Origin of the sequence: Lysobacter sp. cf310, from assembly GCF_900114355.1 — a bacterium.
Taxonomy (GTDB): Bacteria; Pseudomonadota; Gammaproteobacteria; order Xanthomonadales; family Xanthomonadaceae; genus Lysobacter.
The window spans coordinates 12,181-25,312 of sequence record NZ_FOSS01000002.1; the positions used below are offsets into that span (position 1 = coordinate 12,181).

Genomic DNA, 13,132 nt, shown 5'->3' on the forward strand with positions numbered 1-13,132 from the left:
GAATGGTCAATCAAAAGATCCTGCAACTGCGCCGACTTGCGCTCTGCGTTCAGGCTTGTCATGCGCGCGCGAAATCGAAGGCCAAGGTATCGGCGATGCGCGGAACGTTCAGCATCGCCATCAACAAACGGTCGACACCCAGCGCGACGCCCGCGCAGTCCGGCAGACCGGCGGCGAGGCCGGCCAGCAGTGCGTCGTCGCGCGGCGGCGTGGGCGCGCCGCGCTGCGCGCGCAGCGCGAGGTCGCGCCCGAAGCGCGCGCCCTGCTCGTCCGCATCGGCGAGTTCGTGATAGCCGTTGGCCAGCTCCAGCGGGCCGAGGTAGAGCTCGAAGCGTTCCGCCAGCGGCGGCTCGCCGGGGCGCACGCGCGCCAGTGCGCATTGCGAGGCCGGGTAGTCGTAGACGGCGAGCAGACGATCGGACGCGAAGCCGGGCTGCAGGCGGTGGGTCATCAGCAGATCCAGCCAATCGTCGCGGCCCAGGCCCTCCGGATCGATCACCAGCTCGCCCAAGGCGGCGCGCAATTCGGTTTCGTCGGCGCTCAGCGGATCCAGACCCAGGCGCTGTCGGTACAACTCGCGATAGGCCACGCGTTCCAGCGCCGCCTCGCGCCCGACCAGGGCCAGCGCGGCCTGGATCAGTTCGGCGGTCTCGGCGATCAAATCCTGATGGTCGTAGCCCAGCCGATACCACTCGAGCATGCTGAATTCGGGGTTGTGGCGGCCGCCGGCCTCGCCGTCGCGGAACACTCGGCCGAGCTCGTAGCAATCGCCGAAACCGGCCGCGAGCAGGCGCTTGAGCGGGTACTCGGGCGAGGTGCGCAGCCAGCGCGTGCGCGGTGCGCCGTCGGTGCGACCGCTGAACTGCAGCGAGAACGAGGCGATGTTGGGGTCGGTGTTGCCGGCCACCGACAACACCGGGGTCTCGACTTCGGTCACGCCGCGCTCGGCGAAGAACGCGCGGATGCGCGCATTGAGCGCGGCGCGCAGGCGCAGCGCCTCGAAGCTCGCCGACGGACGCCAATCGCGCGCGCGGGCCTCGCTCACGGGACCGAGCGGCCGTGTTCGGCCAGGAACGCCAGCAACTGCGCCTCGTCCCAGATCGGCACGCCCAGTTCCTGGGCCTTGTCGAGCTTGGAACCGGCGGCCTCGCCGGCGACCACGAAGCTGGTCTTCTTGGACACGCTGCCGGCGACCTTGGCGCCCAGCGCTTCCAGATGGTCCTTGGCCTGATCGCGCGACAAGGCGCTGAGGCTGCCGGTGAGCACCGCGGTCTGGCCGTCCAGCGGGCCGGCGGCTGCGGCCGCCGCGGCCGCATCGGGCAGGCGCGCCTGCAGTTGCGCCAAGGCCGCGCCCACGCGTTGCAGCAGGGCCGCGTTGTCGGCGTCGTCGCGCCACAGGGCGAAGGCCTGCGCGCTGTCGGCGGGCAGACCGGCCGTCACGTAGGCGTGCTCGGGCGCGGCCGCCAGCTTGGCCGCATCGGCGAACGCGGCGGCCAGCTGTTCGGCGCGGATGCGGGTGACCTTGGGGATTTCCATATCGACCAGCAGGGTCGCCAGATTCAGATCCGGGGCGAGCTTGGGCGAAGGCTCGTGGGTGTCGGTAATGGTCACGCCGCGCGCGAGCAGGTCGTCGATCACCTGCTGGTTGCCGGGCTGGTCGAGGAAATGTCCGAGCGAACGCGCGACTTCGCCGCCGATGTCGGGCACGCGCTTGAACAAGGGCCAGGGCAGATGCCGGATCAGGGCCAGATCGCCGAACCAGACCGCGAGCGCCTTGGCGGTGCTCTCGCCGACGTGCTGGATGCCGAGCGCGAACAGAAAGCGTTCCAGCGTGGTCGCGCGGCTGCGGTCGATGGCTTCGATCAGATTGTCGGCCCACTTGGTCGCGACCTTGCCGGCCTTGACCGTTTCGGGCGTGGTGCCGTCGCGCTCGTCGGCGCGGCGCTTCATCTCCAGCAGATCGTCCAGACCTAGCTTGTACAGATCGGCCACCGACTGCACATAACCCAGGTCCGACAGCACCTCGACGTAGCGCTCGCCCAGGCCCTCGATATCCATGGCCCGGCGCGAGGCGAAATGGATGATCGCCTCCTTGCGCTGAGCCGGGCAGATCAGCTCGCCCGAGCAGCGCCAGACCACCTCGCCCTCCTCGCGCACCAGCTCCGAGCCGCACTGCGGGCAGGTCTCAGGCATGGCCCAGGGCTGGGTGCCGGGCGGACGCTGTTCGATCACCACCCGCACCACTTCGGGGATCACGTCGCCGGCGCGGCGCACGATCACGGTGTCACCGTTGCGCACGTCCAGGCGCGCGACCTGATCGGCGTTGTGCAGGGTGGCGCGGGTCACCACCACGCCGCCCACCTGTACCGGCGCCATCAGCGCCCACGGCGTGACCGCGCCGGTGCGGCCGACGTTGATCTCGATCGATTCGACCGTGGTCGACTGCTCCTGGGCCGGAAATTTGTGCGCGATCGCCCAGCGCGGCGCGCGCGAGACGAAGCCCATCTCGCGCTGGCCGGCGTAGTCGTCGAGCTTGTAGACCACGCCGTCGATGTCGAACGGCAGCTTGTCGCGCTTTTCGCCGATGCGGCGGTAGTAGCCGAGCAGGCCCTGGGTGCCGGCGACCACATCGCTTTCGGCGCTGACCGGGAAGCCCCACTCGCGCAACTGCGCCAGCGTGGCCGAATGCGTGGCAGGCAGCTCGTAGCCTTCGACGATGCCGACCGCGTAGGCGTAGAACGCCAGCGGGCGCTGGGCGGTGATGCGCGGATCGAGCTGGCGCAGCGAGCCGGCCGCGCCGTTGCGCGGATTGGCCAGGACCTTGCCGCCGTCCTTGAGCGCGCGTTCGTTGTAGGCCTTGAACGCCGCCAGCGGCATGTAGACCTCGCCGCGCACTTCCAATACTTCCGGCCAGCCTTTGCCGCGCAGCTGCAGCGGGATCGCCTTGACGGTGCGCAGGTTCGCGGTCACGTCCTCGCCGGTGGCGCCGTCGCCGCGGGTCGCGCCCTGGACGAAGCGGCCGTGTTCGTAGCGCAGGCTGATCGCCAGGCCGTCGAGTTTGGGCTCGACCGAGAAGCTCGGCGAGCTGCGCTCCAGGCGTTCCTCGATGCGGCGTTCGAAGTCGGCGACTTCCTCGTCGCTGAAGGCGTTGCCCAGCGACAGCATCGGAATCGCGTGACGGACCTCGGCGAAGGCCGAGGACGGCGCGTTGCCGACGCGCTGGGTCGGCGAGTCGGGCGTGAGCAGCTCGGGATGCGCGGCCTCGAGCTGGTCGAGCTCGCGCAGCAGGCGGTCGTACTCGGCGTCCGGGATGCTGGGATCGTCGAGCACGTGGTAGCGATAGTTGGCGTCTTCCAACTGCTGACGCAGGGCGGCGGCACGTTGCGCGGCTTTGCTCGAATCGGTCATCGCGGGCGATCCAGGGCGCTGCGGTCGCAGCGCGATGGCGCCATTTTGAACGGTTTGGACGATTCTGGGGATGCTGGCTTTGTGAGTTTGCGCGGGGTGGAGCAAATCCCCCCTGCCCCCCTTTTCCAAAGGGGGGAACAGCAACGGCAACGGCGAAAGCAACGGCGACATAGGCGCGTCGGCGCGTCGGCGCGTCGGGGGCATGGGCACGTCGACGCATCGGCGGCACTGGCGCCGGCAGCGCCAGCAGCGTCGGCAGCGCCGGCGGCACCGGCACCGGCGCCATCGGCATCGCCATCGCCATCACCATCGCCATCGCCATCACCATCGGCATCGGCATCGGCATCGGCGTCGGCATCGGCATCGGCGTCGGCATCGGCATCGGCATCGGCATCGGCATCGGCACCGACAGCAGAGGCGGCATCGGCGGCATCGGTGGTGGTAACGGCAACGGCGGTTGCGGCACGGCAGCGACGGCAGCCGTAACGCTCTTCGTCGCAGCCTATACCCCCGGCCTCACACGCTCGATTGTCTTCCCCCTTTGAAAAAGGGGGACCGAGGGGGATTTGCTTTTCGAGCCGCGACGTCGTCGCGGCGCACCCGCGCCAGCGCGCGGGATCGCTTACCAGCGCGTAGGCCGGGTCAGCGGCGGCGCTTCGCGCTGGCGGTCGTAGGCGCGCAGTTCGTCGCGCAGGTGGGCGATGCGCTGGCGGCCCAGAGCGTTGCGCTGCTCGTCCAGGACCACGCCGTCCAGCAGTTCGGCCATGCGCTGCGCGGTCGGCAGCATGGTTTCCCAGGCGTCGAGCGCGGGCACCGGCGCCGGCAGGGTCAGGAAGAACGCGATCGCCGGGGTTTCCAGGGCCTGGATCTGGGCCATGTCGAAACTGCCGGGCTTCATGATGTTGGCCACGCTGAACACCGGGCCGCGCTCGGGATGGCCCTCGACCAGGCGGTGGAACACGCCCATGTGGCCGTAGACCAGGCCGGCTTTCTCGGCCGCGACCACGATGTCCGGGCCATGCAGCTTGGCGCCGGCGCGCGCGGCCAGATAAAGGGTGACGATCTTGTCGAACTCCTCGGTGGCGCGGCGGCCGAGTTCGCTGTTGGCGGCACCGCCCTCGAGGGTGCGATCGAACAGTTCCAGTTCGGCCTGGCGCGTGCTTTCGCCGGCCGTGGCCGCGTCGTTCTCGCCTTCGATCAGCTCGCCCAGGGTGGGCTCGCGACGGCCGCCTTCGGCCTTGCGCGCATCGGCGCCGCTCTCGCGCGGCACGCGCTTGCCCTGCCCGGGCTTGCGCGGACGGCCGAAGAACACGATCGCGCCGATCAGAATCAAGCCGGCGATCAGGATGCCGATCCGCAGCAGGGTCACTTCGGACATCGATTGCTCCTTAGTTGGTGCGGAGTAGGAAGTTCGGGATTGCGCGAGTCGCCCAAACGCTTGCGTCGCCGCCGCCTGCCCGATCCATTGCCCACACCATAATCAGTTCCAACGACAAACGCGACGCGGCGAAGCCGCTTCGATACAGGCCGCAGTCATGGCATCGGCGCGCGAACGGCTGCGCACCGCCGTGCCCGGACTCAGGCCGCACCCGCCAGACGCGTCGCCTCGGCCAAGTCGACCGACACCAGGCGGCTCACGCCCGGCTCGCGCATGGTCACGCCCGACAACTGCTGCGCGGCTTCCATGGTCGCCTTGTTGTGGCTTACGAACAGGAACTGTACCTGCTCGCTCATCTCGCTGACCATCGCCGTGAAACGGCCGACGTTGGCTTCGTCCAGCGGCGCGTCGACCTCGTCGAGCAGACAGAACGGCGCCGGGTTGAGGCGGAAGATCGCGAACACCAGGGCCACCGCGGTCATCGCCTTCTCGCCGCCGGACAGCAGCGAGATGTTGGACACGCGCTTGCCTGGCGGGCGCGCCATGATCGCCACGCCGGTGTCGAGCAGGTCCTCGCCGGTGAGCTCCAGATAGGCGTGACCGCCGCCGAACAGGCGCGGATACAGCTCCTGCACGCCGGAGTTGACGCGGTCGAAGGTGTCCTTGAAGCGGCCGCGGGTCTCGCGGTCGATCTTGCGGATCGCGTCTTCCAGGGTCTCCAGCGCGGTGGTGAGATCGGTGTACTGCGCGTCCAGGTAGTCCTTGCGGGTCGCGGCCTCGGCATGCTCGGCGATCGCGGCCAGGTTGACCGGCTCCAGCCGGCGCAGCTTGCCGTCGAGTTCGGCGACGGTGCGCTCCCATACCTGCGGCTGCATGTCCTCGGTGAGGGTGTTGACCACGTCCTCGAGCACGAAGCCGGCCTCGGCGATCGCCGCCGACAGGGTCTCGGCCTTGAGCACCAGGGCCTGCTGTTCGAGACGGCGCTGGCCGATGGCCTCGCGCTGCTGCAGGGCCTGCTCGTCGCGCTGGTGGCGGGTCTGCTCGTAGCGGCGCAGGTCGTTGTCGATGCCGTCGAGGTGGCTGCGCGCGCTGGTCAGGCTCTGCTCGGCGAGCACGCGCTGTTCCAGCGCGACCTGACGCTGGGTTTCCAGCGACTGCACGGGTTGGTCGCCGTCGGCCAACTGCGCGGCGAGTTCGCCCAGGCGGCTGTCGAGCTGGCCGCGCTGGCCGCCCATGCGGTCCAGGGCCTGCGACAGGCCGACGATCTGGGTGCGCTGCGCTTCCAGGGTCAGGGCCAGGGCATGCGCCATGTCGCGCGATTCGCGCGCGGCGTTGCGCGCGGCCTCGCGCGCGTCGCCCAGGCTGCGGCGTTCGGACTCCAGCGCCTGGCGGGTGTCTTCCAGCTCGCCCATGCGCTCGACCGCGGCCTCCTGGCGCGCGCGCGCGTCGCGGGCCTGGTCGCGGCTGCCGTCGAGGGTGAGGATCAGTTGTTCCAGTTCGGCTTCGATCTTCTCGATGCGGCCGCGCGCGGTGTCGAGGCGGCCCTGCTGGCTTTGCAACTGGCCGGCGAGTTCGGACACGCCGCGATGGGCCATGTACAGGCCGCGCTGGGCGTCTTCGCGCTGCTGTTCGGCGGCCAGGGTGCGGTCGCGCAGCTGCACCAGCAGCGATTCCAGTTCGCGCTCGCGGTTGAGCAGGGTTTCGATCTCGCCGCGCAGGGTCTGGATCTCGCGCTCGCGCAGCAGCGCGCCCTGCTGGGCGGCGCCGGAGCGCAGCACCCGCACCCAGCCCGCGCCGAGGCGCTCGCCGCTGCGGGTGATGACCGAATCGCCTTCATCCAGGCTGGGCTGCAGGGCACGCGCCGCGGTCAGATCCTCGGCGGTGTGCAGACGCGCGAGCAGGCGCCGGATCGCGCGCGGGCCGCGCACCTTGGCGGCCAGCGAGGTCGGCGCATACGCGCTGTCGTCGGCCTCGGGCGAGACCAGGCTGAGGCGGCCGTCGGCGAGTTCGCCGATCGCGTCGACCAGGGATTCCGGGGCCTCGACCAGCACGCCCTCGATCAGCTGGCCCAGCGCGCTTTCGACCGCGTTCTCCCAGCCGGCGTCGACGTCCAGGCGCTCGCCCACGCGCGCGGCGCTGTCCAGGCCGCGGCTCTTGAGCCAGTTCACGGCCGCGCCCTGCTCCTGGCCCAGCGCGGCGTGTTGCAGGGTTTCCAGCGAGGACAGACGGCCGCGCGCGGCCTGGGCCTGCTTGCGCACCTCGGCCAGTTCGGACTGGGTGCCGCGCTGCTGTTCCTGCAGCTCGGTGACGCTGCCCTTGCGGGTTTCGAGTTCGTGGGTCAGGCCTTCCAGCGATTCCTTCTGGACGTCGTGCTGGCTCTGGATCTGTTCGAAGGCCGCCGCCAGCGCGCTCAGGTCCAGACCGGTGCGCTCGTTGGCCAGGGCCTCGCGCCGGCGTTCGGCGTCCAGGCTCTGGCGGTCCAGGCCCTCGATGCGGGTGCGCTCGACGTCGGCCGCGCGCGCGGCTTCGGACTGGGCGCGGCTGTGCGCGTCCCAGCGCTGCTGCCAGTCGTTGAGCTTGGTCTCGGCGTCGCGCAGGGCTTCCTGGCGCGCTTCGTCGTTGTCTCGCAGGGCTTCCAGGCGCGGCTCGGCGTCCTCGACCGCAGCGCGCAGCGCATCCAGGCGTTCCTGGTCGCTGCCCATGTGGCTGCCGAGCTCGGCCAGCTGCGCGGCGGCTTCGTCGCGCGCGCGCTGCAGGCGGGTGGTCATCTCGCGCTGGTGCTGGATCTGCTGCTCGATGCGGGCCAAGGCGCCGCCGACTTCGTAGCTGGCGGCCTGGGCCTTGTTGAGCGCCTCGGCGGCTTCCTCGCGGCGCACGCGCCCGGTCTCGAGTTCGCGCTCGGCCTCGCGCTGTTCGGCGATCAACTGCTGCAGGCGGGTTTCCTGCTGCGACAGCTTCTCGCGCTGCGACTGCAGTTTCTGATCCAGGGCGCGGTGCTCCAGCGCCTTCCATTCGGCGTCCTTGACCCGGCGCTCGGCCTGGATCGCCTGGTACTGCTCGGCCTGGCGGGCCTGGCGGCGCAGGTGTTCGAGCTGCTTGCCGACTTCCTCGCGCAGGTCGTTGAGGCGGTCGAGGTTTTCGCGGGTGTGGCGGATGCGGGTCTCGGTTTCCTTGCGGCGCTCCTTGTACTTGGAGATGCCGGCGGCCTCTTCGAGGTAGACGCGCAGTTCCTCGGGCTTGGCCTCGATGATCTGGCTGATCATGCCCTGCTCGATGATCGAGTAACTGCGCGGGCCCAGACCGGTACCGAGGAACAGGTCGGTGATGTCGCGGCGACGGCACTTGCCGCCGTTGAGGTAGTACTGGCTGGTACCGTCGCGGCTGACCGTGCGCTTGACCGAGATCTCGTTGAAGGCCGCGAATTCGCCGGTGATGGTGTGGTCGGAGTTGTCGAAGATCAGCTCGACCATCGCCTGCGACACCGGCTTGCGCGCCGAGGAGCCGGCGAAGATCACGTCGGTCAGGGAGTCGCCGCGCAGGCGGCTGGCCGAGCTCTCGCCCATCACCCAGCGCACCGCGTCGATGATGTTGGACTTGCCGCAGCCGTTGGGACCGACCACTCCGGTCATGTTGGTGGGCAGGTGCAACGTGGTCGGATCGACGAAGGACTTGAAACCGGAGAGCTTGATCGTGGACAGACGCATGCGGCGGGGTTGCCTCTGGCGCGCCGCGAGGGCGCTGCCGTAGATACCAAGGAAGATGAAGTAGTTCGTCTAAATTACTGATTACTATAGACGATATACGGCGAAAACGCCGCACAGCCTCGTGAGTATAACGGGCCCGGGCCGGCCCCGCCGCGCCCGCCGGCGGCCCGGCGATCGCCCGGTTCGGCGCAGGCTTTCGCCGCGATCGGGACGACGAACCGCAACGGCGGTCATGCTATTGATGACGCACGGACCCGGACGCGGTCCGCGACCATCCGCAACGCAAGGTAGCCAGGCCGATGAGCCGACCCCGCGCCCAACGCCGCAAGAAAGCACCCGGCGACAGCCCCACCATGGCCGACCTGGCCAAGCTGGCGGGGGTCTCGGCGATCACGGTCTCGCGCGCGCTGCGCGACAGCCCGCTGGTGAATCCCGAGACCCGCGCCCAGATCAAGGCGCTGGCCGAAACCCAGGGCTATATGTTCAACATCTCGGCGCGCAACCTGCGCCTGCGCCGCAGCATGACCGTGGCGGTGGTGGTCGAGATGACCCCGACCATCGAACGCCAGATGTCCGGGCCCTATCCCCTGGACCTGTTGGGCGGCATCAGCCAGGAGCTGACCTCGTCCGGTTACGCGGTGCTGCTGACCTCGCTGCAGGGCGGCGCGCTGCCCAGCGTGCAGGCCGCCGACGGCGTGATCCTGCTCGGCCAGGGCGCGCACGAGGACGCCATGCATCAGGTCGAGCGCTGGGGCCGGCCGATGGTGGTCTGGGGCGCGGTCAGCCGCCACGAATCGCAGGTGGTGGTGGGCAGCGACAACCAGCGCGGCGGCGCGCTCGCGGCCGAGCGTTTCATCGCCCTGGGACGGCGCCGGCCGGTTTTCCTGGGCGATCCCGCCCACGGCGAATTCGCCGAACGCCTGGACGGCTACAGCCGCGCCCTCGCCCGACACGACATGACCCCGCTCACGCCCACGGTGCCGGCCCTGACCGTGAGCGCCGGCGCGGCCGCGGTGCATCGTTTGCTCGACGAGCATCCGCAGTTCGACGCCCTGTTCGCGGCCAGCGACCTGCTCGCGATCGGCGCGATCCGGGCCCTGATCGAACGCGGCCGGCGCGTGCCCGAGGACGTGTCGGTGATCGGCTACGACGACACCCCCCTGGGCGCGACCTACCTGCCGCCGCTGAGCTCGGTGCATCAGAACTTCACCGACGCCGGCGTGCTGCTGGCGCGCAAGATCCTGGCTCTGATCGAAGGCCAGCCGGCGGCGTCGGAAATCCTGCCCACCAACCTGGTGGTGCGGGTGACCTGAGCCCGCAGAGGCCCGGCGCAGGCGCGTGCTGCGCCGCAACGCGATTCGCTCCCGCCGCGATCCCCGTCGGCCTGCACCGCGGCGGCCTATGGCTGCGTCGAACGGCAGGAAACTCGCGCGGAGTCAGTCGCTTAGGCTCGCGCCCGGTTGCTATCCAGTGCCCGCACGGGTGGCACTTCTACGCCCTTCGGCCTTCGCTGCGCGGCTTTTGTTATCGATAACTTGACATCGATAACAATGCGCTCTTAGGGTCCGCCTCCAAGCCGCCGACCGGCGGTCCAGAGAGCAGGCCGAACCCGCGTGACCGATACGAATCCCCCGCCCCGCCCCGACCCCCAAGCGCGCGCCTGGCGCCTGCGCCAGGACCGTTACGAGCCGGCGCGCCGGCAGCGCGACGCCAGCCTGTACGCGCTGGCCAACGGCTCGCTGGGCGTGCGCGGCGGCTTCGAGGAAGGCCGCGGCGACGGCGACGGCTGCTACCTGGCCGCGGTCTACGAACACCACCCGATCCACTACCACGAGCGCTTCCGCGGCTTCGCCCTGAGCACCGACACCCGCGTGCCGGTCGCCGACGGCAAGCGCATCGAGGTCTGGCTGGGCGAGCAGCGCCTGGATCCGGAAAGCGCCGAGGTGCTGGCGTTCGAACGCGAACTCGACCTGCACGCCGGCGCGCTGCGGCGGCGCATGCGCCTGCGCGATGCGCAGGGCGCGAGCGTCGAGATCCAGGCTGAACGCGTGGTGCCGCTGAACGTGCACCCGGGCGGCTGCGATCTGCTCGCGATCCGCTACCGCGTGAGCTCGATCGACTACACCGGCCCGATCGCGCTGGTGTCGGCGATCGAAAGCGGCCGCCAGGCCGCGGCCCAGGGCGACGATCCGCGCATCGGCGTGTCCGGCAGCGAAGGCCTGCTCGCCAACGGCGCGCGCGCCGATGCGGTGCAGGCCCGCTACGGCCAACGCACCCGCCACGGCACCGGCGCGGTGCTGTGCGGCCAGCGCCATCGCCTGCCCTCGGGCGAAGCGAGCCTGCGTTACGCCGACGCCGTGGCCGACGAAACGCGCGCCGCACAGCGTTACGAAGCGCAGCTCACGCCCGGCGCCAGCGTGGTGCTGGAGAAATTCGTCGCCTACGCCAGCGCCGCCGACGCCGGCGGGCTGGACGCGCGCGTCGACAGCGCATTGTCGGCGGCGGTGGAAGCCGGCTACGAGGCCCTGGCCGCATTGCAGTCCGGCGCCATGGCCGAGTTCTGGCGCGACGCCGAACTGTCCATCGACGGCGACCCGGACAGCGAGCTGGCGCTGCGCTTCAACCTGTTCCACCTGTGGCAGTCCGCCGGCCGCGACGGCGTGTCCGGCACCGCCGCCAAGGGCCTGACCGGCGAAGGCTACGAAGGCCATTGCTTCTGGGACACCGAGGCCTTCGTGCTGCCGGTGATGGCCTACACCGCACCGGACGTCGCGCGCGCGATGCTGCAGGCGCGCCACGGCATGCTCGAGGCCGCGCGGGCGCATGCGCGCGAGATGAACCACGCCGCCGGCGCGCTCTACCCCTGGCGCACCATCGGCGGCGGCGAGTGCTCGGCGCACTACCCGTCGGGCTCGGCCGCGTACCACATCAACGCCGCCATCGCCTACGCGATCGGCCTGTACCTGGACGCCAGCGACGACCTCGGTTTCCTGGTCGAGGGCGGCGCCGAGATGCTGTTCGAGACCGCGCGCATCTGGCCGCAGATCGGCCACTACAACCCGCGCCGCGGCGGCGCGTTCTGCATCCACGAAGTCACCGGGCCGGACGAGTACACGGCCATGGTCGACAACAACTACTACACCAACCGCCTGGCCCAGCAGCATCTGCGGCGCGCGGTCGCGGTATGGCGGCACCTGCACGAGGAGCGGCCGCAAGCGGCCGTCGCCCTGGCCGCGCGCCTGGGCCTGGACGCCGACGAAGTCGCGAACTGGGAGCGCGCGGCCGAAGCGATGTACCTGCCTTACGACGAAGCCCTGGGCGTGTACGCGCAGGACGACGGCTTCCTCGACAAACCGCGCTGGCCGTTTCCTCCGCGCCAGGGCGAACACCGCCCGCTGCTGCTGGATTACCACCCGCTCACGCTCTACCGCTACCAGGTCTGCAAGCAGGCCGACGTGGTGATGGCCCTGGTGCTGGCCGGCGCCGACATCGACCAGGCGCGCAAGCGTCGCAGTTACGACTACTACGAAGCGGTGACCACCCACGACTCGACCCTGTCGGCGTCGATGTTCGGCATCCTCGCCAGCGAAGTCGGCTACGCCGATCGCGCGCTGCATTACTTCGACGCCAGCCTGCGCGTGGACCTGGACGATCTGCACGGCAACACCGACCACGGCGTGCACATGGCGGCGATGGCCGGCAGCTGGCTGGCCCTGACCCAGGGCTTCGCCGGCCTGCGCGCGATCGAGGGCGAGCTGCATTTCGCCCCCACCCTGCCGGCGCGCTGGAACGGCTACGGTTTCGGCCTGCGCTGGCGCGGCCGCGAACTGCATGTCGGCGTCGAAGGCGCGCAGGCGACGTATCGCCTGCTCGAGGGCGCGCCGCTGGAAATCGTGCACGCCGGACGGCGCCTGCGCCTGAGCGCGGACGCCGCCCAGACCGTGGCGCTCGCGGCCGAGACGGCCGCGTCCGCAAGGTTTCCGCGCCCGGTCCAGGCCCTGATCTTCGACCTGGACGGCGTGCTCACCGACACCGCGCACACCCATTACCTGGCCTGGAAGCGCCTGGCCGACGAGATCGGCGTGCCCTTCGACGAGACCGTGAACCTGCGCCTGAAGGGCGTGGACCGCGAGGCCTCGCTGGCGATCATCCTGGAGCGCGCGGACCGGCCCTACGACGCGGCCGAGCGACGCGAACTGGCGGCGCGCAAGAACGGCTACTACCGCGCCGCGATCGAAAGCGTGGGCCCGCAGGACCTGTATCCCGGCGTGACCGACCTGCTGGACGCGGCGCGTGCGCGCGGCCTCAAGCTCGGCCTGGCCTCGGCCAGCAAGAACGCCGCCGCGCTGCTGGCGCGGCTGGGCATCGCCGACCGCTTCGACTACATCGCCGACGCCGCGACGATCGCGCGCGCCAAACCGGCGCCGGACATTTTCCTGAGCGTGGCGCTAGCCCTGGGCGTGCCGCCCGAGCGCTGCATCGGCATCGAGGACGCGGCCGCCGGGATCGTCGCGATCCGCGCCGCCGGCATGCCCGCGGTCGGCATCGGTGCGGGCGATGCCCTGCCCGGCGCCGACGCGCACCTGCCCGAGATCGCCGCTTTCGACCTGGACGCTTTCGTGAAGCCCTAAGCCGCGCCGGC

The 13,132-nt window shown here is 70.5% G+C and carries 6 protein-coding genes; 2 read left to right on the forward strand and 4 right to left on the reverse strand.

Annotated elements, in window-relative coordinates; genetic code table 11:
• Nucleotides 1–58: 58 nt before the first annotated feature.
• From epmA to smc, 4 genes are all read right to left on the reverse strand, one after another.
• Nucleotides 59–1,045, reverse strand: coding sequence for an EF-P lysine aminoacylase EpmA (gene epmA / locus BMZ45_RS06690; protein ID WP_091634207.1), 987 nt, complete (start codon nt 1,043–1,045; stop codon nt 59–61).
• Nucleotides 1,042–3,408: an NAD-dependent DNA ligase LigA gene (gene ligA / locus BMZ45_RS06695; protein ID WP_091634210.1), complete on the reverse strand. Its 2,367-nt coding sequence runs from the start codon at nt 3,406–3,408 to the stop codon at nt 1,042–1,044. Before ligA ends, epmA begins: the two co-directional genes overlap by 4 nt.
• Nucleotides 3,409–4,030: 622 nt before the next feature.
• On the reverse strand, nt 4,031–4,786 hold the full coding sequence (gene zipA / locus BMZ45_RS06700; protein WP_091634213.1) for a cell division protein ZipA: 756 nt from the start codon (nt 4,784–4,786) through the stop codon (nt 4,031–4,033).
• 200 nt (nt 4,787–4,986) lie between these two features.
• On the reverse strand, nt 4,987–8,490 hold the full coding sequence (gene smc / locus BMZ45_RS06705; protein WP_091634214.1) for a chromosome segregation protein SMC: 3,504 nt from the start codon (nt 8,488–8,490) through the stop codon (nt 4,987–4,989).
• A 299-nt stretch (nt 8,491–8,789) separates the two neighbouring features.
• On the opposite strand from smc, the gene BMZ45_RS06710 reads away from it, so the two are divergent.
• On the forward strand, nt 8,790–9,803 hold the full coding sequence (locus tag BMZ45_RS06710; RefSeq protein WP_091634217.1) for a LacI family DNA-binding transcriptional regulator: 1,014 nt from the start codon (nt 8,790–8,792) through the stop codon (nt 9,801–9,803).
• Nucleotides 9,804–10,103: 300 nt separating this feature from the next.
• Nucleotides 10,104–13,121 (forward strand): beta-phosphoglucomutase, encoded by a 3,018-nt coding sequence (gene pgmB, locus BMZ45_RS06715; RefSeq protein ID WP_091634221.1) that lies wholly within the window; start codon nt 10,104–10,106, stop codon nt 13,119–13,121.
• Nucleotides 13,122–13,132 lie beyond the last annotated feature (11 nt).

Bases quoted from the DNA above. Each gene is read 5' to 3' on its own strand.
- ligA (WP_091634210.1), bottom strand. From the start codon at position 3,408: ATGACCGATTCGAGCAAAGCCGCGCAACGTGCCGCCGCCCTGCGTCAG.
- zipA (WP_091634213.1), bottom strand. From the start codon at position 4,786: ATGTCCGAAGTGACCCTGCTGCGGATCGGCATCCTGATCGCCGGCTTG.
- smc (WP_091634214.1), bottom strand. From the start codon at position 8,490: ATGCGTCTGTCCACGATCAAGCTCTCCGGTTTCAAGTCCTTCGTCGAT.
- BMZ45_RS06710 (WP_091634217.1), top strand. From the start codon at position 8,790: ATGAGCCGACCCCGCGCCCAACGCCGCAAGAAAGCACCCGGCGACAGC.